This is a genomic window from Bradyrhizobium sp. LM2.9 (genome assembly GCF_054056555.1).
Genome location: NZ_JBSRYJ010000002.1, coordinates 5,609,712 through 5,629,583, shown reverse-complemented (window position 1 = coordinate 5,629,583; position 19,872 = coordinate 5,609,712). Strand labels below are relative to the sequence as shown.

Annotated in this window: 17 protein-coding genes and 1 other annotated feature; of the genes, 4 read left to right on the top strand and 13 right to left on the bottom strand. The window is 64.4% G+C overall.

The window, feature by feature from the left end; genetic code table 11:
• Positions 1-197 precede the first annotated feature (197 nt).
• Both mepA and ACVWW3_RS29160 read right to left on the bottom strand, forming a co-directional pair.
• On the bottom strand, positions 198-1,142 hold the full coding sequence (gene mepA, locus ACVWW3_RS29165; protein ID WP_456647838.1) for a penicillin-insensitive murein endopeptidase: 945 nt from the start codon (positions 1,140-1,142) through the stop codon (positions 198-200).
• A gap of 122 nt (positions 1,143-1,264) precedes the next feature.
• Positions 1,265-1,522 carry a hypothetical protein gene (locus tag ACVWW3_RS29160; RefSeq protein ID WP_247348676.1) on the bottom strand — a complete coding sequence of 86 codons (258 nt, stop codon included), beginning with the start codon at positions 1,520-1,522 and terminating at the stop codon, positions 1,265-1,267.
• A 170-nt stretch (positions 1,523-1,692) separates the two neighbouring features.
• Between ACVWW3_RS29160 and ACVWW3_RS29155 the strand changes: the two genes are divergently transcribed.
• Positions 1,693-3,780: a putative bifunctional diguanylate cyclase/phosphodiesterase gene (locus ACVWW3_RS29155; RefSeq protein ID WP_456672430.1), complete on the top strand. Its 2,088-nt coding sequence runs from the start codon at positions 1,693-1,695 to the stop codon at positions 3,778-3,780.
• An 81-nt stretch (positions 3,781-3,861) separates the two neighbouring features.
• Complete coding sequence (locus ACVWW3_RS29150; RefSeq protein WP_456647840.1) at positions 3,862-4,014, top strand: hypothetical protein; 153 nt, start codon at positions 3,862-3,864, stop codon at positions 4,012-4,014.
• A 1-nt stretch (position 4,015) separates the two neighbouring features.
• On the opposite strand, the gene ACVWW3_RS29145 is transcribed toward ACVWW3_RS29150, so the two are convergent.
• The 3 genes from ACVWW3_RS29145 to ACVWW3_RS29135 all read right to left on the bottom strand — a co-directional run bounded on the left by ACVWW3_RS29145 (position 4,016) and on the right by ACVWW3_RS29135 (position 7,944).
• On the bottom strand, positions 4,016-5,983 hold the full coding sequence (locus ACVWW3_RS29145; RefSeq protein WP_456672225.1) for a methyl-accepting chemotaxis protein: 1,968 nt from the start codon (positions 5,981-5,983) through the stop codon (positions 4,016-4,018).
• A 181-nt stretch (positions 5,984-6,164) separates the two neighbouring features.
• A complete protein-coding gene (locus tag ACVWW3_RS29140) occupies positions 6,165-7,334 on the bottom strand; it encodes an acyl-CoA dehydrogenase family protein (RefSeq protein ID WP_456672224.1) in 1,170 nt (389 codons plus the stop codon).
• 148 nt (positions 7,335-7,482) lie between these two features.
• The gene (locus tag ACVWW3_RS29135) at positions 7,483-7,944 is read right to left on the bottom strand and encodes a GNAT family N-acetyltransferase (protein ID WP_456647842.1); all 462 of its coding nucleotides are present in this window, start codon (positions 7,942-7,944) and stop codon (positions 7,483-7,485) included.
• Positions 7,945-8,074: 130 nt separating this feature from the next.
• On the opposite strand from ACVWW3_RS29135, the gene ACVWW3_RS29130 reads away from it, so the two are divergent.
• Positions 8,075-9,715, top strand: coding sequence for an amidase family protein (locus ACVWW3_RS29130; protein ID WP_346730974.1), 1,641 nt, complete (start codon positions 8,075-8,077; stop codon positions 9,713-9,715).
• A gap of 215 nt (positions 9,716-9,930) precedes the next feature.
• Here ACVWW3_RS29130 and ACVWW3_RS29125 read toward each other — a convergent pair whose 3' ends face one another.
• The 3 genes from ACVWW3_RS29125 to lepA all read right to left on the bottom strand — a co-directional run bounded on the left by ACVWW3_RS29125 (position 9,931) and on the right by lepA (position 13,898).
• Positions 9,931-11,412: a SulP family inorganic anion transporter gene (locus tag ACVWW3_RS29125; protein ID WP_456647843.1), complete on the bottom strand. Its 1,482-nt coding sequence runs from the start codon at positions 11,410-11,412 to the stop codon at positions 9,931-9,933.
• A gap of 81 nt (positions 11,413-11,493) precedes the next feature.
• Positions 11,494-11,547 (bottom strand) — a sequence feature (sul1 is cis-regulatory element that is thought to sense ions involved in sulfur or methionine metabolism; They are found in Alphaproteobacteria).
• Positions 11,548-11,602: 55 nt separating this feature from the next.
• Positions 11,603-11,896, bottom strand: a complete 294-nt coding sequence (locus ACVWW3_RS29120) for a hypothetical protein (RefSeq protein WP_247348690.1) — start codon at positions 11,894-11,896, stop codon at positions 11,603-11,605.
• A 190-nt stretch (positions 11,897-12,086) separates the two neighbouring features.
• Entirely contained in the window at positions 12,087-13,898 is a 1,812-nt protein-coding gene (lepA, locus tag ACVWW3_RS29115) for a translation elongation factor 4 (protein WP_247348692.1), read from the bottom strand.
• A gap of 114 nt (positions 13,899-14,012) precedes the next feature.
• Between lepA and ACVWW3_RS29110 the strand changes: the two genes are divergently transcribed.
• Positions 14,013-15,638: a glycosyltransferase family 39 protein gene (locus ACVWW3_RS29110; protein WP_456672223.1), complete on the top strand. Its 1,626-nt coding sequence runs from the start codon at positions 14,013-14,015 to the stop codon at positions 15,636-15,638.
• A gap of 15 nt (positions 15,639-15,653) precedes the next feature.
• Here ACVWW3_RS29110 and ACVWW3_RS29105 read toward each other — a convergent pair whose 3' ends face one another.
• From ACVWW3_RS29105 to ACVWW3_RS29085, 5 genes are all read right to left on the bottom strand, one after another.
• Positions 15,654-15,971 (bottom strand): HPr family phosphocarrier protein, encoded by a 318-nt coding sequence (locus ACVWW3_RS29105; protein ID WP_247445378.1) that lies wholly within the window; start codon positions 15,969-15,971, stop codon positions 15,654-15,656.
• Entirely contained in the window at positions 15,968-16,369 is a 402-nt protein-coding gene (locus ACVWW3_RS29100) for a PTS sugar transporter subunit IIA (protein WP_007597752.1), read from the bottom strand. Before ACVWW3_RS29100 ends, ACVWW3_RS29105 begins: the two co-directional genes overlap by 4 nt.
• Before the next feature lie 133 nt (positions 16,370-16,502).
• The gene (locus tag ACVWW3_RS29095; RefSeq protein ID WP_456647844.1) at positions 16,503-17,027 is read right to left on the bottom strand and encodes an HPr kinase/phosphorylase; all 525 of its coding nucleotides are present in this window, start codon (positions 17,025-17,027) and stop codon (positions 16,503-16,505) included.
• Positions 17,024-18,829: a sensor histidine kinase gene (locus ACVWW3_RS29090; RefSeq protein ID WP_247348700.1), complete on the bottom strand. Its 1,806-nt coding sequence runs from the start codon at positions 18,827-18,829 to the stop codon at positions 17,024-17,026. The genes ACVWW3_RS29095 and ACVWW3_RS29090 overlap by 4 nt, the downstream gene beginning before the upstream one ends.
• Before the next feature lie 116 nt (positions 18,830-18,945).
• Positions 18,946-19,647: a response regulator transcription factor gene (locus tag ACVWW3_RS29085; RefSeq protein ID WP_007597749.1), complete on the bottom strand. Its 702-nt coding sequence runs from the start codon at positions 19,645-19,647 to the stop codon at positions 18,946-18,948.
• Between the last annotated feature and the right edge of the window lie 225 nt (positions 19,648-19,872).

The window sequence follows — 19,872 nt, the reverse complement described above, 5'->3', positions numbered from 1 at the left end:
GGCACGCGAGGCGGCGCGCGCAAGACGGCGTTGGTTGAGTCAGGCTGCGACCGGCGGAAGCGCTGTTCCGGCAAGCCCGCCGGACTTACGGTCCGGCAAGCGATCGCTGGTGCGACCATAACAGGCTGGCGAAACAGGTCAAAGCCGACGTTTGGTCCGATCCAGCTCCGATCCCGCAAGGCGAGGAGGACAGCCGGCTAAGGCTTCGCGTCCCTCGCATGCAGCACCACTTTGCAGGCCGCCGGCATCTGCGCCAGCGTCATCGGCGGTTTCGGCTTCGGTGGCTCCGGCGGCGGCTTGGGGTGCAGCACGCGATCGCTGAACCAGTAAGCGAGATCGGAGGGCTTGCAGCCCTCGTCCTCGGATTGCGAGGACTGGCCTTCGCATTCGCCCGCGCCCGCCGGGCAGCGCATGCGGATATGGAAGTGATAGTCGTGGCCCCACCACGGCCGTATCTTCGACAGCCAGGAACGGTCGCCCTTGGCCTCACGGCACAGCGCCTTCTTGATCGCGGCATTGACGAAGATGCGCTGCACCGCCGGCTCCCGCGCCGCGTCTCGCAGCACCAGCACATGGCCTGGCGTGAACACTTTTGGATCGATGTCGAGCCGGTCCTGCCGCACCATCATCACCGCCGACATCTCCTCACGCTCCTCGCGCGACAAACGACGGTCCGGCATCGGCGTCAGCCAGATATCGGCGTCGAGGCCGATCTGGTGACTGGCATGGCCTGACAGCGCCGGCCCGCCGCGCGGCTGGCCGATGTCGCCGACCAAAATGCCCGGCCATCCCGCGTCCTTGTGCACCCTGGCCGCGAGGCGCTTGATCAGCGCGATCATCGCGGGGTGACCGTAGCTGCGGTTACGCGACAGTCGCATCACCTGCCAATTGTCGCCGTTGAGCGGCATCTGCTCGGCGCCGCCGATGCAGCCCTTGACGTAGGAGCCGATGACATGGGCCGGTCCCCTCGACGGCAGCAGCTTTCGCGCGAACAGCTCCCTGGCGCCGATACTGGGATCGTTGGGATTGGTGAGCGGCGGCAGCGGTTTCGGGGTCACGCTGCCTTTGTCCTGGGCCAGCGCGTCGCCGGCGGCCAGGAGCGTCATGACGAGCAGGAGGGGGGTGAGGCGGCGGGGACTCATGCTGGCAACCTTATAACCCAACACCGCGTCGGGGTTAAGAAACAGTCCTTCGGCCAAAATATCGTCCGAAAGTCGCAGTTCCCCGCGCGGAGCCGGTCGTTCTTAACGGCGCGATAACCCTCTCATGCATTGGCCAAAATTCGTGCGGAGGACGCATACTCACTCCGCTCTGCATGCAATCGCGCGCGATCCCGGAAATAATTCAAGGCAGCGCGTAATTTTTGCGCCATCTCGTTCTCCAATGGCGACGATGCGATGCGCTTGGCGCGCCCGTCGGCGCTGCCGCGCCTTGTAAACGGGCAATAACGGCTGACTTCTTGTGGCTGCCAGTCCGTGCGTCCAACCGTCGAACTACCCAAGATTACCTTTTTTTCAGACACTTGCTCCACACCTTGCGGTCGCTGAGTGCGACTGGGACGAGTGAAGTTGAGTTCGGGGTCTCGAAAACCAAAAAAGCGGAAGGGGAGCGTGCTTGGCAGGCTCGGCCTGCACCCGCGCAAGCCGCGTTTTGCGCGCGCGCCTCGTCCTCCGTCCGAACGCGACGAGTGTTCTGCGCAGCCGCGCCGAGGCGGAAGCCGCGATCGCGGAAGCGCGCAAATCCCATGAGCGTCTGCGCCAGGCCATCGAGATCCTGCCGCAGGGCATCGTATTTCTCGATGCCGAGGGCCGCTACGTCCTCTGGAACAAGCAATACGCCGAGATCTACAGCAAGACCGCCGATCTGTTCGAAGAAGGCGCGCGTCTCGAAGACACGCTGCGCATTGGTGTCGCCCGCGGCGACTATCCCGAGGCTGCCGGCCACGAGGAAGACTGGATCGCCGAGCGGCTGCAAAAACTCTATCAGCCCGGCGCGCGCCACGAGCAGAAGCTGGCGGACGGTCGCGTCATCCTGATCGACGAGCGGCTGACCGACGACGGCGGCGTCGTCGGCCTGCGCGTCGATATCACCGAGTTGAAGCAGCGCGAGGCTTCGTTCCGCCTGCTGTTCGACGGCAATCCCGTCCCCATGATCGTCTGCGCGCTGGACGATGAGCGCATCCTCAGCGTCAACGATGCGGCGGTCGCCCATTACGGCTACCACCGCGCCGAGTTCGAGCTGCTGAAAATCCGCTCCCTGCAGGCTTTCGAGAGCGAGCCGCCCTGGACCTCAGACCCGACCGGCGAGGAGCAGGCCGGGCGCACCTGGAAGCACGTCAAGGCCGACGGCGCGCTGATCGATCTTGCGATCTATTCCCGCGAACTGAGCTATGCCGAGCGGCCCGCGGTGCTGCTCGCGCTGATGGACATCACCGAGCGCAAACGCGCCGAGGCGCGGCTCACCTTCATGGCGCAGCATGACGGCCTGACCGGCCTGCCCAACCGCAATTTGCTGCGCCAGCAGGTCGACGAGATACTGCTGCACACCCGCCGCAGCACCGACAAGGTCGCGCTGCTGATGCTGGGGCTCGACAATTTCAAGGCGGTCAACGACGCGCTGGGACACGCGATCGGCGACAAGCTCTTGCGCGGCGTCGGCAAGCGGCTGCGCTCGACCTTGCGTGAGGAAGACGCGCTGGCCCGGCTGAACTCGGACGAGTTCGCGATCGTGCAGAGCGGCCTGACGCGGCCCGAGGACGCGGTGTTGCTGGCGAAGCGCCTGCTTGAAGCCATCGCCGATCCCTATCTGCTCGACGGCCATTCCGTGGTGATCGGCGCTTCCATCGGCATCGCGATGGCGCCGGGCGACGGCGATGATTCCGAGAAGCTGCTCAAGAGCGCCGGCATGGCACTGTCGCGCGCCAAGCTGGATGCGCGCGGCACGTTTGCGTTCTTCGAGGCCGCGCTCGACGCCAAAGCGCAGGGCCGGCGCAAGATCGAGGTCGAGCTGCGCGACGCGATCCAGAGCGACGTGCTGCGTCCCTACTACCAGCCGCTGATCGACCTCCAGAGCGGCCGCATCACCGGTTTCGAAGCGTTGGTGCGCTGGCCGCATGCCGAGCGCGGCATGGTCTCGCCGGCCGAGTTCATTCCGGTGGCGGAAGAAACCGGGCTGATCAACCCGCTCGGCGGCTTGATGCTGCGCCGGGCGTGCCTGGACGCCGCGACTTGGCCCGACGACGTGCGCGTCGCCGTCAATCTGTCGCCGCTGCAGTTCCGCAGCGGCAATCTGCTTTCGGTGGTGACGGACGCGCTGAAGCATTCCGGCCTGCCGCCGCGGCGGCTTGAGCTCGAGATCACCGAGACGCTGCTTTTGGAGAAGAGCGCCCAGGTGCTGGCGACGCTGCATGCGCTGCGCGCGCTCGGCGTGCGCATCTCGATGGACGATTTCGGCACCGGCTATTCCAGCCTCAGCTATTTGCGCAGCTTCCCCTTCGACAAGATCAAGATCGACCAATCCTTCGTGCGCGATCTCGGCGCCAACCGCGAGGCCCAGGCGATCATCCGCTCCATCGTCAGCCTCGGCAAGGGGCTCGGCGTCATCATCACCGCCGAGGGTGTCGAGACCGAAGCCGAGCTGAGCTGCCTCCGGGCCGAAGGCTGCGACGAAGGTCAGGGTTTTCTGTTCAGCAAGGCCCGGCCAAACGCCGAGATCGTCAGCCTGCTGGCCGCGCAGCGCGGCATTGATGGATTGGACGACGACGCCGCGCTGGTGGCGTGATGCTGCAGTCTGATACGGTCGAACCTTGAGCCGTCCGCCGGCGTCTTATGGCTGGATCGGACGAGCGGATGCGACATTGCCATGGCCTCTGACGCCCCAACCCTGACGCCCGGACCGCGCTGTGCCCGCTTCTCGCGGCGGCTGAAAGCCATTCTGCTCGACTGGATGCTGGCGATGGCCCTGCTGTTCGGCGCCTTGACGGTGGCGAGCAACGTGCAGAACGACACTTTGTGAGCTAGGCGGCGCCGCGCAGGCCCGCGAGGAAGGTGTCGACGCTCTGCCGAAGCGCGGAGGCGTGCTGGCCGAGTTCACCCGAAGCAACCATGACATTGCTGGCCAGTGCGCGCGACTGGTCGGCGGACTGGCTTGCGCCGGCGACATTGGCCGAGACGTCGGTGGTGCCGGCGGACGCCTGCTGCACGCTGCGGGCGATCTCCCGCGTCGCCGAGCCCTGCTCTTCGACTGCAGCGGCGATGGTGGTGGTAATGCCGCTGATCTCGCGGATGGTGTCGCTGATCCCTGAAATCGCCGTGACGCAATTGCCGGTCGCGGCCTGAATCGCGGTCACCTGGCTTGCGATCTCGTCGGTGGCCTTCGCGGTCTGGCTGGCGAGCCCCTTTACTTCGGCGGCGACCACCGCGAAGCCGCGGCCGGCTTCGCCCGCTCGCGCCGCCTCGATCGTGGCGTTGAGCGCCAGCAGATTGGTCTGGCTTGCGATCTCGCTGATCAGCCGCAGCACGTCGCCGATGCGCTCGGCTGCGGCGGCGAGGCTCGTGACCATCGCCGTCGTTTCGGTGGCCTTGACCACCGCGCCGCTCGCGACCTGACTGGAATGGGTGACCTGGCGACCGATCTCGTTCACCGATGAGGCCAGCTCCTCGGTCGCCGCTGCGACCGCATTGACGCTGGCCGAGGCCTCCTCGGAGGCTGTCGCCGCGGCGGAAGCACGCTGCGAGGTGCCGTTGACGCTCGTGGTGATCTCGCCGGCGACGTGTTGCATGCCTTCGGTCGCCTTTGCGACGGCCGACACCACGCCCTTGACGTCGGCCTCAAACCGATCAGCCATCTGGCGCTGCAGCGCCTGTTTCTCCATTTCTGCCCGGGCCTTGTCGGCCTCCTGCGCCTCGCGCATTGCCTCTGCCTCAAGCATGTTGCGGCGGAACACGTCAACCGCCTTGGCCATGGTGCCAAGCTCGTCCCGGCGTTCGCTCCCGGGAATGGTGACGCTGGTATCGCCGCTCGATAGCCGGTTCATGACCGCGGTGATCGCGGCAAGCGGCCGCGACAGGCCGCGGCCGAGCAGGAACGCCAGCACGATGGCGGCAGCGAGGATCGCGACCGTGCCGAGGATCAGATTGCGTTCCGCGGCAGCGAAAGCGACCTCGTATTCCGTCGTGTCCTTGATGATTTCAAGGACGCCGACCGGCGCGCCGGCGTAGTTCTTGATCGGCCCGGCGTAAACGGCGACTGGATGACCGTCGAGCTCGGCTTCGCGCAGCAGCGGCGCGCCGTCGATCGCGGCTTTCAATTCGTCGGGCTTGGCGACCGCGTTCTCGCCGAAGGTGGACGACAGCTTGTTCAAATTCTTGCCGTCGACGGAGTAGACGGCAAGGTCGATGCCGAAGCGCTTTTTGGCGCGGTCGACGAATTCCTTGCCGAAGGCGGCGCCGACGTCGACATTGGCCAGGTTCTTGCCGTCGCGCACGATCGGCGTCATGCCGAAGATGCCGAGCGCTTCGCGGCCCGGCTCGACGCCGACGATCTGCCGGCCGGTCTTGAGCGCCTCGACCACGGTGGCGCGGCGGGCGGAAACGTCGTCGCCGAAAGTCTTGGGCGCGTGGACGCGGACGAAGGAGATCGCCGGCGGAAGCTGGAAGGTGATCAGCGGGATGCCCTGCGCCTTCAGCGCCTTGTTGGCGTCGCCGAGCAGCGTGAGGAGACTGTCGCGGTCGCCCTTGGCGATGGCATCGCCGACCGGCGGCAGGGCCGCGATCACGGTGGAGACTGCCAGCGCGGCACGTCCTTCATAGTCGATCGCGGCGATCACGCTTTCATATTGCAGCTTGAGCTGCTGATCGAGCGCGAGCCGCGTCAGCGCCCGCTGCTGGCTGATCGAGAAGCCGGAGAGAATGGCGCAGGCCACCGCAACGGTGAGCGCGATGGCGAGAATCAGGCGGGCGGCAATCGACTTGAGTTTGAACATCGAAAATTCCCAGGCATTTCCAAATCTTGCTTTTGCGGAAGGTCCCAGAAATTGCTTAACAACAAGGCCGGCACGTCCTCCGTGTTTCAACGGATTCGTTGCCATCCTTTTGCATGACTCAATGCAGTGAGCGCATGGAGCATTGGTCATTCGTCATAGCGCGAGACAAAGCGCCGCAGCTTCATTCGCCTGAGACTATCGGTTTTTCGGCAAGGATCGCCTTGCCGACGTCCTCGTAATGCGTGTCGCGCGCCTGGATCTGCTGGGCGATGGCGTGCATGTCGCGAAACCGCCGCTCGAACGGATTGCCGCGGAATACCGCGGTCGCACCCGCCATGTGATAGGCGGTGTCGACCACGCGCGCCGATTGATGGATGGTCCAGGTCGCAGCCAGCCTGACGGCGCCGCGATGTGCCGTGCTGAACTCGCCGCTCGCGCTGAGATCGCGCCACATCGCATTCGCCGTTGCATAGAGATAGGCGCGCGCGGCGCGCAAATCGCCCTCGGTGCGGCCGATCAGGCCCTGGACCGCCTGGTTGTCGCGCATGGTGTGTGCGGCCAGCGACTGATGCTTTCCACGTGCCAGCGCGATTGCCGCATCCAGCGTCGCGCGCGCCACGCCGAGCGAGACCGCGGCAAAGCCGAGGCTGAAGGTCGAGCCGGTGCCGATCCTGTAGAGCGGGCCGGTCTCGCGCAGCGCGGACGGCACGTCACGAAACGCCGTGAAACGCTCGGGGATGAAGAGGTCGCTCACCTCGTACGCGTCGGTGCCGGTCCCGGCGAGCCCGATCGCCTGCCAAACGTCATGAAGCGTCGCGCTCGCCACCGGAAACAAAATAGTCCGCACCTCCGGCGAGCCATCGGCATTCTTGCGCGGCGTCCCGTCAGCACCGACGATGCGGACATGCGCCCCCAGCCAGCTCGCCTGCCGCGAGCCCGAGGCAAAGTCCCAGCGCGCCGTGACGCGGTAGCCGCCCTCGACCGCCCGCGCCTCATGTGCAATCGCGCCCCAGGCGAGGATGCCGGGGCCCGCGTTGAAGATCTCCCGCGCGGTATCGTGATCGAGCGAAGCTGCGATCATGGCGCAGACCGTGCACTGGCCGAGACACCAGGCCGTGGAGGCATCCGCCTTCGCGATCTCCTCCAGCATCTGCATGAAGGCTTCCGGTGCAGCTTCAGCGCCGCCGAGGCTTTGCGGCAGCAGTGCGCGGTAGAGCCCGTTCTCGATCAGTGCCGAGACGACGGGAGCGGTCAGCCGCCGCGTCCGCTCGATCACGTCAGCTTCGCCCGAAATGAGCGGCGCAAGTGCGCGGGCACGTTCGACGAGGCCAACTCCGGGAGTTGCGTTCATGCGCGTTTTCCTCGCCCATTCTGCCGTGAGCGGTAAGACGCGATGGTGGTCTATTTGGCAGGGAGGATCAAGGTGGTGCGGTTGTCATTTCGGGGCGCGCGATCGCGCGAAGTGTCTTGCGTCCCGATCTTGATGGCGTGGACCGGACTTAGCACGGGTCATCGAGCACTCGCTCCATGATGATCGTGCGTTCGTCACCATAGTAGCTATCGCGTACGGCATTGAACCCGAGTCGTGCGTAGAAAGTTTCGGCGGTGACCGAGGAAGGAACGGTCAACGCGGGAATGTTCCGTTCGCGCGCCGTACGCTCGATCTGGGCCATCAGCAGCTTGCCGACACCTTGGGCCTGAACGTCGGGAGCGACGAAGACCGTGCGGACGACGCTTCCGTCAAGGCTTGCCGTTCCGACGAGGCGGCTGCCGATGATGGCGACAAAGACAGTACGTTTCCCGATCAGCTTCCGTACGGCGCCTGGACTGAAACTGCGCTCGACCCTCCCTATGATCTCGTCGGTATAGTCTTTCGGATTGGTTTCGCGCAGCGCCCGCAAGATGACCGTGCTGATGGCAGCGGCGTCATCGTCAAGCGCAGGCCTGATTTTGCATTCCATGAACCGCTCCGCTGAAGCCCTTGAGAATGACTGACGCCTGCGTCCCAGATTGGCAATCAGCTTGTCGCGCAACCAGAGTTGATGCTACCGTCTGTAGCACAATCTTGGGAGGCCGCCCACGGGGCACGTCATGAAGGAGCCAACCCGCCGCGGTGTTCGGCCTGCCGCAGCTTCCACAAGCGTCGAGGAGCAGGCCGAGCCAAAGCTCCATGACGCACCCATGAGCGATATCATCAATGCTTTGACCAGTGGACGGGCCACCGCTACGGCGCTGGCCAAAACCTATCTGGCGCGCATTGATGCCTACGACCGTGGTGGGCCCATGCTCAACTCCGTGCGCGAGCTCAATCCCGACGCGCTCATGATCGCCCGCAAGTTAGATGGCATCGTGCCATCGGCCAAGCGGCCGCTGGCTGGCGTACCGATCCTAGTGAAAGACAACATCGCGACCGGCGACAGGCAGCCGACGACAGCCGGCTCGCTGGCGCTGGAGGGGGCGCGCGCGAGGGACGATGCCACGATTGTCAAGCTGCTGCGGGACGCCGGCGCGGTGATCCTGGGCAAGGCAAACCTGACGGAGTTCGCCAACATCCTCGCGATCGACATGCCCTCGGGCTATTCGTCGCTGGGCGGTCAGGTCAGGAATCCCTACGTACCGGCGCTCGCCGACGATCACGGTATCCCGCTCGTGGACCCGGGCGGATCGAGCTCGGGTTCGGCGGTCGCCGTGGCGGCAGGTCTGTGTGCAGCCTCTATTGGCACCGAGACCTCCGGCTCCCTGCTGCATCCGGCGAGCCGGAATGGCCTCGTCACCGTGAAGCCGACGGTCGGACTGATCAGCCGAGCCGGCATCGTGCCGATCTCGCACAGCCAGGACACAGCGGGGCCGATGACGCGCACCGTGCGAGACGCCGCGATGCTGCTGAACGTGCTGGCCGCAAAGGACCCGCTCGATCCGGTGACGGAGCGGCAGCGCAGGCCGGCCGATTACACCGCCGATCTCGCGCGGGATGCGTTAAAGGGTGCGCGCATCGGTGTGCCGAGCGACCCCGCCGACCCGCTGAACGATTGCTACTACGGCAAGTTGCCACCCGACGGGACCAAGCTGATGGCCGACGTGATCATGGTGCTGGAGGATCTCGGCGCCGTCATTGTGCGCGCCAGCATGCCGACCGCCGGCTGGATGAACGGACCAGGCACGATCATGGCCGTGCTCAATCGCAATCCGCTGAGCGCCAACAAGGGCAATCCGGTCGCGCAGCGGATCGTCTTCCTCTACGAGCTGAAGCATGACGTCAATCTCTATCTGAGGGATTGGGCGATCGAGACCGACATCAAGACGATCGCCGACATCGTGGCCTTCAACGACGATAACGCCGAAAAGGCGCTGCGTTTCGGCCAGGACCTGTTGCTCGCCGCCAACGCGACCAGGGGCGATCTCAGCGAGCGCGAATACAAATCCGCACGCGCCATGGATCTGCTCACCGCCAGGACGCGCGGCATGGATGCCTACATGAACCAGCACAAGCTTGATGCTGTCCTATTCCCCGGCGCTATGGGCGCCCCGATCGCTGCCAAAGCAGGTTATCCCAGCGTCATGGTGCCTGGAGGCTTCGTCTCGGGGGCCGACGACAAGGACACGCCGGACTATCCGCTCGGCGTCACCTTCGCCGGCCGTGCCTGGAGCGAGCACAAGCTGCTACGTCTGGCCTACGCGTTCGAGCAGGCGTCACGGACGCACAAGCCGCCCCCCGGCCTACCCGGCCTTTAGCTGGGGCCAGCAGGCAACTTAAGCCGTCTCCGATGTAGCGCGTAGGACGGGGAGAGCGAACGCGAAGCCCATCAAGCTTCAGCCTTACGATCGGATCGAGCTAACAAGAATCACTGCTCCGCATCAGGGTAACGGGTTTTGCCAGGGCTCAACCCATCCGGCGAGCTTGATGCGGTGAGTCCGACTTGACCCAGCCGAGCAACATCATGCTTCCATCAATGGACTGCTTTCGGCCGCGCACCTGGCTTATGGTGCGTACCGAAGCGTTCGACCATTGTGGCGCTGGCCTGGTTGAGCCCGATGATTTCGACTTCGGCGCCGTGGCGACGAAGCTTGAGAACGATGTCATCCAGTGCTCCGATGGCAGTGATGTCCCAGAAATGCGCGTCGCTGACGTCGATTCGGACCCGGCTCGGTACATCGAGATAGTCGAAGGCATCGACGAGACTGTTGGAGGAGGCGAAAAACACCTGCCCTGTCACGAAGTAAGTGATTTCGCGTCCGTCTTCGGATAGCTCCGTTTCGATCCCGAGCAGGCGTGCCACCTTGCCGGCGAAGAACACGCCGCTGAGTACGACGCCCGTGAGCACGCCCATCGACAGATCGCCGGTCGCCACAACCACGACGACGGTGGCCAACATCACAACGCTCGAACTTAGGGGATGGGACCGCAGGTTAAGGAGGGACGACCAGTTGAACGTGCTGATCGAGACCATGATCATCACGGCCACGAGCGCGGCCATCGGGATCTGCTTCACCCACTCGCCAAGGACAACGATCAGGAACAGCAGGAAGGCGCCGGCGAAGAACGTTGATAGACGGGTGCGCGCGCCGGCGGTGACGTTGATGACCGATTGCCCGATCATGGCGCATCCGCCCATTGCACCGAGGAAGCCGGTGACGAAGTTGGCGACGCCCTGGCCTACGCATTCCCGGTTCTTATTGCTGCCGGTATCGGTCATGTCGTCGACGATCGAAGCCGTCAGAAGCGATTCCAGCAGCCCGACCGCAGCCATCGCCAGCGAGTACGGCAGGATGATCCTCAGGGTCTCCAGATTGAAGGGGACTTGGGGGATCGCGAAGAACGGAAGGCTGGACGGCAATTCGCCCATGTCGCCGACGGTACGCAGCTTGATCCCGGACCACAGCGTAAACGCGGTCAGTACGATGATGCTGACCAGGGCGGACGGCACTCGTTTGGTGACGTAAGGGAACAGATAGATGATGGCCAAGCCCGCGCTGACCATGGCGTAGGTTTCCCAGCGGACGTGCGTCAATTGCGGCAACTGAGCCAGGAAAATGAGAATGGCCAAGGCGTTTACAAATCCGGTCATGACCGAGCGGGACACGAACTTCATGAGCAGACCAAGCCGCGCGGCCCCTGCGGCGATCTGAATCAGTCCCATCAGCACCGTCGCGGCGAACAGGTACTGAAGGCCGTGATCGCGGACCAGGGTGATCATCAGCACCGCGGTCGATGCCGTCGCTGCGGAGATCATCGCCGGCCTGCCGCCGACGACGGCAGTCACGCAGGCGATCGAGAATGAGGCGTAAAGGCCCACCTTCGGGTCGACGCCCGCGACAATCGAAAAACCGATGGCCTCCGGAATGAGCGCCAACGCGACGAGAACACCGGAGAGCAGGTCCGTGGAAACGTTTGTCAGCCACTCGCGGCGGAACGTTTGGTAGAACGTCATTTTGCTGAAACCAATAAGACCAGCGAGGCGACGGGCGGCGCCCGGTCGGCCTAAAGTTAAGCTTCGATGTCGCTACGCTGAGGGTTTCCGGGGGATGGGCGCCCGGCCGAGCCACCCGATAAACTCGGGTCCGACGAGCGCTCTCAGTACGATTGCCGCGACGCAACAGCAAGCCGGATCTTGTCGGACGCTAGACGTTCGCCATCGGGAGCAATTCCAGCTTCGCGGATGATTTTTCCAACAGCCGGGCGTGCGCTGCCCGCCGAGCATCATTCCGGTAGTTTTGAAAGTCCGCTTCGGACGTGAAGCTGACGATGTGGATCTCGATGGTGCCGTCCGGATTGCGAAGACGACGCTCCAGAGATCCATTGAACTCAGGCAACAGCGGCAGGACGGCATCCTCGTAGGCTCGAAACGCTTCGACGCCCGCTGGAGGTATCCGGGCTATGAGCACAAACGTGACGGGGGTCGTTTGATAGGACATCACCGTCTGCCGACTGCACCCGCTACCATGATGCCATCATGCCCCTGTTTTGCCCGACAAGTCAAACCGGTTTCGTAAAAATCGAAAAGCGCAACGCCAACAATGGGTCGGCTACTGTGCATGGGGTTGTTTTCGCGTCTTTTATTTTCCGGCCCAAACGTTCCGGATCGGAGCTGTCCGAGCCCCCGCCTCAGCTATCCACCTTCAGCGCGGCAATGAAAGCTTCCTGCGGGATGTCGACCTTGCCGAATTGCCGCATCTTCTTCTTGCCTTCCTTCTGCTTCTCCAGAAGTTTTCGCTTACGGGTGATGTCGCCGCCGTAGCACTTTGCGGTGACGTCCTTGCGCAGGGCGCGCACCGTTTCGCGGGCGATCACCTTGCCGCCGATCGCCGCCTGGATCGGGATCTGGAACATGTGCGGCGGGATCAGCTCCTTCATCTTCTCGACCATGGCGCGGCCGCGCCCCTCCGCGCGGGTGCGGTGGACCAGCATCGAGAGCGCGTCGACCGGCTCGTTGTTGACCAGGATCTGCATCTTGACGAGATCGGCCGGCTTGTAGTCGGTGAGATGATAGTCGAACGAGGCGTAGCCCTTGGAGACCGATTTCAGGCGGTCGTAGAAGTCGAACACGACTTCGTTGAGCGGCAGATCGTATTTCACCATCGCGCGAGAGCCGACGTAGGTCAGCTCCTTCTGCGAGCCGCGGCGGTCCTGGCACAGCTTCAGCACGCTGCCGAGATATTCGTCGGGGGTGAGGATCGTGGCCTCGATCCAGGGCTCCTGGATCTCCGCGATCTTGACCACATCAGGCATGTCGATGGGATTGTGAATCTCGATCTCGGTGCCGTCGTTGAGCTTCATCTTGTAGATGACGCTCGGCGCGGTTGCGATCAGATTGAGATCGAACTCGCGCGACAGCCGCTCCTGGATGATCTCGAGGTGCAACAGGCCGAGGAAGCCGCAGCGGAAGCCGAAGCCGAGTGCGGCCGAGGTTTCCATTTCGAACGAGAAGCTGGCGTCGTTCAGCCGCAGCTTGCCCATCGCGGCGCGCAGCGTTTCGAAGTCGTCGGCATCGACTGGAAACAGGCCGCAGAACACCACCGGAATCGCAGGCTTGAAGCCGGGCAGCATTTCGGTGATCGGCTTTCTGTCGTCGGTGATGGTGTCGCCGACGCGGGTGTCGGCAACCTCCTTGATCGCCGCGGTGATGAAGCCGATCTCCCCGGGGCCGAGCTCGTCGACCTGCGTCATCTTCGGGGTGAAGAAGCCGACGCGCTCGACGTCATAGGCAGCACCCGTGCCCATCATGCGGATGCGGCCGCCCTTCTTCATCACGCCGTCGACGACGCGGATCAGCACGACCACGCCGAGATAGACGTCGTACCAGCTGTCGACCAGCAACGCCTTCAGCGTGGCGTCGCGATCGCCCTTCGGCGGTGGCAGGCGAGTGACGATCGCTTCGAGCACGTCGGGAACGCCGAGGCCCGTCTTGGCCGAGATCATCACGGCGTCCGAGGCGTCGATGCCGATCACGTCTTCGATCTGCTGCCTGATCTTCTCGGGTTCGGCGGCGGGAAGGTCGACCTTGTTCAGGACCGGCACGATCTCATGACCGGCGTCGAGCGCGTGGTAGACGTTGGCAAGCGTCTGCGCTTCCACGCCCTGGCTGGCGTCGACCACCAGCAGGGAACCCTCGCAGGCCGCCAGCGACCGCGAGACTTCGTAGGCGAAGTCGACATGGCCCGGCGTGTCCATCAGGTTGAAGATGTAATCCTTGCCGTCCTTGGCGTGGTATTTCAGCCGAACCGTCTGCGCCTTGATGGTGATGCCGCGCTCGCGCTCGATGTCCATGGAATCGAGCACCTGCTCCTTCCCGGCCATTTCGCGGTCGGTGAGGCCGCCGGTGATCTGGATCAGACGGTCGGCCAGCGTCGATTTGCCATGGTCGATATGGGCGACGATGGAGAAATTGCGAATGTTGGAAATGGGGACGGTCGTCATGGGCGCGGGATACCACTCACATCCCCGTGCGGCAACCATATTGCTGTAATTTCAGGGCCTTTGTTCACGCCAAGCTGATTCCACCAGGTGCCAAAACGCGCTACGCAACGGCCCATGTCCACGACCTCGATCCCGTCTGCCCGAGCGCGCGCGAAGTCCCGGGTGAGCTATGCCCGCTTTCGGGCCTGGCTGGTTGCCAGCGCGACCCGGCCGGAGGCGCGCCTCTGGCTGGTGATCCAGCTCGCCATCCTGCATGCGGTGCTCTGGACCTTCATCCTGATCAACCTGAAGGCCGCGCAGGACGTTCACATGGACGTCGCAGAAGCCTGGGGCTGGGGGCAGAAATTCCTGTGGGGCTATGGCAAGCACCCGCCGCTGTCGGGCTGGGTCGCCGGCGTCTGGTTCATGGCGTTCCCGCCGACGGACTGGGCGACCTATGCGCTGGCGATGGCGACCGTCAGCGTCGGCATGGTGATCTGCTGGCTCATCGCGTTGCGCGTCGTGGATGCGCGGCGCGCGTTCCTGGTCGTGGTGATGGTCGCGCTCTACCCGATCTTCAATTTCAAGGGTTTCAAGTACAATCCCGACCTACTCCAGCTCGTCACTTTGCCGCTCCTCGTGCTCGCCTATCTCAATGCGTTCGAGAAGCGGAGCTGGCAATCCGGAGTCTTGCTCGGACTTGCCGGCGCGCTGGCGCTGATGACCAAATACTGGGTGCTGACCATGATCGGCGCCATCGGGTTTGCCGCGTTGATCCATCCAGAGCGGATGAGGTTCCTGTCGTCGCCGGCGCCATGGGTTGCGATCGTGACGATGGTGGTGGCGATGATCCCGCACATCGTCTGGCTGGCGGATGCGCATTTCGTGCCGCTGACCTATGCCGGCGACACCTACAGCCTCGAGGACAGCGGCCAGGTGCATCAGCTCGTGGCCGGCTATGCCCTGCATAATCTCGCGTTGCTGGCATTGCCGGTGGCGCTGGCCGCGCTGGCGATGGCCCTTGTGCCGCATTGGGTCTCGCTGCTCATGCGCGCGCCCTTGCGCATCGTCACGCGGGCCTGGGCGCGCGGCGCGAATCCCGGTGTGAACCTTTCGCAGGCGCGCAACGTCTGGATCATCCAGATCATCGTCGCATTCGGCCCTGCGCTCGGCGCGCTGGCCTTCAGCATCTACATGAAGACCGACTGGGGCATCTCGCTGTTCTTCCTGGTGCCGCTCGCGCTGGTCGCGATCCCGGCGTTGCGGGTGCAGGGTGCTGCGCTGTTCAACATTGTCGCGATCTGGCTCGTGCTCAGCGTCGCGACGCTCGCTGCCTCGCCCTGGATCGCCGCGCGCGAGATGGCGGCCAATGCCGGCAACACGGCGACCTATGGCGCGCGCTCGGATCTCGCGCGCGAGCTGACGCAGGCCTGGCACGCGCGCTTCGCCTCGCGCTGGGCGGTCGTCGCCGGCACCATGGAATCGATCCAGCCGATGGTGTTCTACAGCCCGGACCATCCGGCCGCGTTCACGCCGCTCGAAGCCTGGGGATCCGGGTTGATCTCGCCCGATGACGTCAAGCGATACGGCTTCATCGGCGTGTTCGATCCGGCCGACGGTCGCTTGCCGGCGTTCGAGAAATGGGTGTCCGAGGTTGCGCCGAACGCCGAGCGCATCGTGATGACGACGCGCCGATTCACTCACGGCAAGGCCGGTCCGTCGATGAGCTGGAATATCTACATCGCGCCGCCGGGGAAATGATCGAGGCGAAGCCGCCTAAATCCCTTCCTCGTTGAATTTGCTTTCAACGAGCTCGGTGATTGCGGCGAGCGCGGCTTCGGCATCGTCGCCGGCGGCCGCCACAGTAATGGTCGTGCCGGGACCAGCGGCGAGCATCATCAGGCCCATGATCGAGGTCCCGCCGACGGTCTCGCCGCCGCGCGTCACCCAGACCTGCGCGTTGAAGCGCTCGACGGCCTGGACGAATTTTGCGGAGGCCCGCGCGTGCAGGCCGCGCTTGTTGATGATCAGGAGGTCTTTGGAGATCGCGCCCGCGGGCACACCCGTCCCGGCTTGCGGCGCCTCGTCGCTCATTTGCCGGCGAGCACGCGGCTGGCAATGGTGACGTATTTGCGGCCCGCTTCCTGCGCCATCGCGATCGCGTCGGGCAGCGGACGCTCCTCGCGTACCTTGGCGAGCTTCACCAGCATGGGAAGGTTGATGCCCGCGAGCACTTCGACCTTCGGCCGGCTCATGCAGGATATTGCGAGGTTCGACGGCGTGCCGCCAAACATGTCGGTGAGGATCGCGACGCCGTCGCCGGAATCGACGCGGTTAACCGCTTCTATGATGTCGCTTCGACAGAGATCGGAATCATCTTCGGCGCCGATCGTGATCGCTTCGATTTGCTTTTGTGGGCCCATGACATGTTCAAGCGCTGCCTTGAATTCGTCGGCAAGGCGCCCGTGGGTCACAAGTACTAGACCAATCATCGGAAAACTCCTCGCGGGCGCTTTTGGTGCACCGCACGAACGCGCCACTTTGACCATCCAGAGCCCCCGCGCAAGAGGGGATGTTGCGTATCTCCCTGAATCTAGACGGATGGATGAGGGGAGCTGCGCCGGTCTATTCGGTCGCGAGTGTGGGGCTCATATGGTTACCATTTCCCTTCAAACAATCGTCTGAAGGGTTAACGGAAGATGAACTCTTGGTAGTGGTCAAGGCGGCAACAACCAAAGGAAGTGGCGAATAGTCGCGGCCAACTGGGATTCGCGGTATTTCGGCACCTAAAATGCTTGTTTTCAGGGATTCGGCCGCTGGCAGCCGCTCCGCGTCCGCTGCGTCGAGATCGACCACGAGGCCGACGGTCGCATGCTCCACGAAGTCGCAGCGGCGGATTCCCAGCCCCCGGATTTCGATCAGGCCGGCCAGTGTCCTGCTCGGGCGGACCTCAATTTCGCGGCCGACTGTCGCCAGATGGACACGGTCATCACCGACCAGAACGGCCCTTTCGACCACGCCGCTGCGCCCCGCCATGATCAAATCGAACGCAAGGCGCGACTTGCCGGAGCCGGAAGGCCCGCGGATCAGCACCGCCAGATCTCCCACCTTGACGGCGGAGGCGTGAATGCTGGGACCGCCCTCGCTCATAGCGCCGGCAGCCTCACCACGAAGCGCGCGCCGACAGCGGTAGGCGCTCCGTCCTCGTCCGCCGGGCCAGGGCGGTTCTCCGCCCAGATGCGTCCGCCATGGGCGTCGATGATCTGCTTGGAGATCGACAGGCCGAGGCCGGAGTTCTGGCCAAAGCCCTGATGTGGTCGGTCGGTGTAGAAGCGCTCGAAGATGCGTTGCAGCGCGTCGTCGCGAATGCCGGGACCGTCGTCGTCGACCACGATCTCGATCTCTCCGCGCACGCGGCGGCAGGTGAGGCGCACCTTGTTGCCGGGCTCGGAGAAGGATTGTGCGTTGGCGAGCAGGTTGGAGACCACCTGTCCGAGCCGCGAATCGTGGCCGGTCACGGCGAAACTGTCGGTCGGGCTGCGGCCTTCCAAGCGCGTTTCGACCGCGACGTCATGGCCGAGCTTGGTTTCATTGGCGACGGAGACGAGCGTCGTCAACAGGCGGCGCAGGTCGACCGGGATCGCATCCTGGCGCTGCAGTTCGGCATCGAGGCGGCTGGCGTCGGAGATGTCCGAGATCAACCGGTCGAGCCGCTTGACGTCATGCTCGATCACTTCGAGCAGGCGTGCGCGGCTGTTGTCGTTGCGCGCCAGCGGCAGCGTCTCGACCGCGGAGCGCAAAGAGGTCAGCGGGTTCTTCAATTCGTGCGCGACGTCGGCAGCGAACATCTCGATCGCCTCGATGCGGCTGTAGAGCGCGCTGGTCATGTCGCGCAGCGCACCGGAGAGATGGCCGATCTCGTCGCGGCGGCGGGTGAAGTCGGGAATCTCGACGCGGGTATTGATGCGGCGGCGGATGCGTTCGGCGCTGTCGGCAAGCCGGCGCACGGGCCCCGCGATCGTGCTCGCAAGCAGCAGCGACAGCATGATCATGACCGCGGCGGCGACGCCGCCCACTTTGAGGATAGCGAGGCGCTCGGCGGTGACCATCTGGTCGATGTCGTCGCCCTGCGTCGACAGCATCAGCGCGCCGTGGATGGCGCGCGAGCGCAGCACGGGGACCGCGACCGAGACGATCACCTCGCCGCGCGAATTGACCCGCACCATCGAGCGCTTCTGGCCATGGAGCGCGTCGCCCACCTCCGCATAGCCGTTGCCGTTCTCGGGCCCGAGCTCGCGATAGAGCGGCAGGTCGCCGCGGTTCAGCCAGGTGCGGACCGCGACCATGCCGCGTTCGACGATGCCCGGGTTCTCGGCGGAGACCGACGGCAGGGGGAAGCGCACCACGGTCTCGAGGCTGCGGCTGTCGACCAGCAGGCTGCCGTTCGGGTCGTAGATGCGGGCGCGCGTCTTGGTCGGCGAGATCAGCGTGCGCAGCACCGGCGCCACGCGCTCCGGATTGATCGGAAAATCCAGCGGCGAATACTCGTCCGACCCGCCATAGGTCTCGCCCGGCTTGAGGTCGAGCAGCCGGTCGGGATCGATGGTGATGGCGTTGGTCTGCACCGTCGCGGAGGCCGCGATCGCGCCGGCGATGATCTCCGCCTGCACCAGCAGGCTCTGCGCGCGCGCGTCGATCAGGCCGGCGCGGAACTGCGACAGATAAAGGATGCTCGCCACCAGCGCCACAAGGCCGGCGAGGTTGAGCGAGACGATGCGGCGGGTCAGGCTCGAGAAGGACAGCGCGAAGAAGAACTGCCCGGCGCGCGTCAGCCAGTTCAGCGGCCGCCAGCCGTGCACGGCCGGCTTGTCATCGGCCAATTGATCCGGATCGCCGTGGGCGGTGACGTCCTCGGCGTTCTGGTTCTCGTCAGGCTGCGTTCGGTCAAGCAATGCTCACGCCCGCGTTAGGACAACTCGTGCGAAGGTCCTCGCATCCTAGAGCCATCCCGGTCGTGATGGAATCAGAACCGGCGATGCTCTCAGTCTTTGGTGAAGGCGCGTGCGCCTCAGGCTTCCTTGAAGCGGTAGCCGACGCCATAGAGCGTCTCGATCATCTCGAACTCGTTGTCGACCACCTTGAACTTCTTGCGCAGTCGCTTGATGTGGCTGTCGATGGTGCGGTCGTCGACATAGACCTGATCGTCATAGGCGGCGTCCATCAGCGCGTTGCGGCTCTTCACCACGCCGGGCCGGGTCGCGAGCGCCTGCAGGATCAGAAATTCGGTAACGGTCAGCGTCACCGGCTCGTTCTTCCAGGTGCAGGTATGCCGTTCCGGATCCATGCGCAGCAGGCCGCGGTCGAGCGCCTTGGCGTCGTTCTCCTTCGGCGTGACGGTCGGGTCCTTCGGCGCCGACCGGCGCAGCACGGCCTTGACGCGCTCGACCAGCAGGCGCTGCGAGAACGGCTTCCGGATGAAGTCGTCGGCGCCCATCTTGAGGCCGAACAGTTCGTCGATCTCTTCGTCCTTGGAAGTCAGGAAGATCACCGGCAGGTCGGATTTCTGCCTGAGACGGCGCAGCGTCTCCATCCCGTCCATGCGCGGCATCTTGATGTCGAGGATGGCAAGATCGGGTTGGGTGGTGCGGAAACCGTCAAGCGCGGAGGCGCCGTCGGTGTAGGTCATGATGCGGTAGCCTTCGGCTTCCAACGCGATCGAGACGGATGTGAGAATGTTGCGGTCGTCGTCGACCAAAGCGATTGTGGGCATGAGCCTCTGCTTTCTGCTTTCCGTTTGAATCGTGGCTTAAAACGGCGAGCAATCCAGTGGTGCGCCGCATAGATGGGTGCCGATTTGGCAGTCGAACCTTGTTACCGAGCAATGCAAGCTAGGCTGAAGTGTGACCAAGTTCCACGAAACACGGCAGGTTCGCCGTATCTCGACCCATAACCGGGCCCCGGTTTACCCGAAAAATGGCCCTCCATGCAACCACCT

What these genes read in the sequence shown, in the direction of transcription:
- mepA (WP_456647838.1), bottom strand. Translation starts at nt 1,142, where the DNA reads ATGAGTCCCCGCCGCCTCACCCCCCTCCTGCTCGTCATGACGCTCCTG.
- ACVWW3_RS29150 (WP_456647840.1), top strand. Translation starts at nt 3,862, where the DNA reads ATGGCCTCTGACGCCCCAACCCTGACGCCCGGACCGCGCTGTGCCCGC.
- ACVWW3_RS29145 (WP_456672225.1), bottom strand. Translation starts at nt 5,983, where the DNA reads ATGTTCAAACTCAAGTCGATTGCCGCCCGCCTGATTCTCGCCATCGCG.
- ACVWW3_RS29140 (WP_456672224.1), bottom strand. Translation starts at nt 7,334, where the DNA reads ATGAACGCAACTCCCGGAGTTGGCCTCGTCGAACGTGCCCGCGCACTT.
- ACVWW3_RS29135 (WP_456647842.1), bottom strand. Translation starts at nt 7,944, where the DNA reads ATGGAATGCAAAATCAGGCCTGCGCTTGACGATGACGCCGCTGCCATC.
- ACVWW3_RS29130 (WP_346730974.1), top strand. Translation starts at nt 8,075, where the DNA reads ATGAAGGAGCCAACCCGCCGCGGTGTTCGGCCTGCCGCAGCTTCCACA.
- ACVWW3_RS29125 (WP_456647843.1), bottom strand. Translation starts at nt 11,412, where the DNA reads ATGACGTTCTACCAAACGTTCCGCCGCGAGTGGCTGACAAACGTTTCC.
- ACVWW3_RS29120 (WP_247348690.1), bottom strand. Translation starts at nt 11,896, where the DNA reads ATGTCCTATCAAACGACCCCCGTCACGTTTGTGCTCATAGCCCGGATA.
- lepA (WP_247348692.1), bottom strand. Translation starts at nt 13,898, where the DNA reads ATGACGACCGTCCCCATTTCCAACATTCGCAATTTCTCCATCGTCGCC.
- ACVWW3_RS29110 (WP_456672223.1), top strand. Translation starts at nt 14,013, where the DNA reads ATGTCCACGACCTCGATCCCGTCTGCCCGAGCGCGCGCGAAGTCCCGG.
- ACVWW3_RS29105 (WP_247445378.1), bottom strand. Translation starts at nt 15,971, where the DNA reads ATGAGCGACGAGGCGCCGCAAGCCGGGACGGGTGTGCCCGCGGGCGCG.
- ACVWW3_RS29100 (WP_007597752.1), bottom strand. Translation starts at nt 16,369, where the DNA reads ATGATTGGTCTAGTACTTGTGACCCACGGGCGCCTTGCCGACGAATTC.
- ACVWW3_RS29095 (WP_456647844.1), bottom strand. Translation starts at nt 17,027, where the DNA reads ATGAGCGAGGGCGGTCCCAGCATTCACGCCTCCGCCGTCAAGGTGGGA.
- ACVWW3_RS29085 (WP_007597749.1), bottom strand. Translation starts at nt 19,647, where the DNA reads ATGCCCACAATCGCTTTGGTCGACGACGACCGCAACATTCTCACATCC.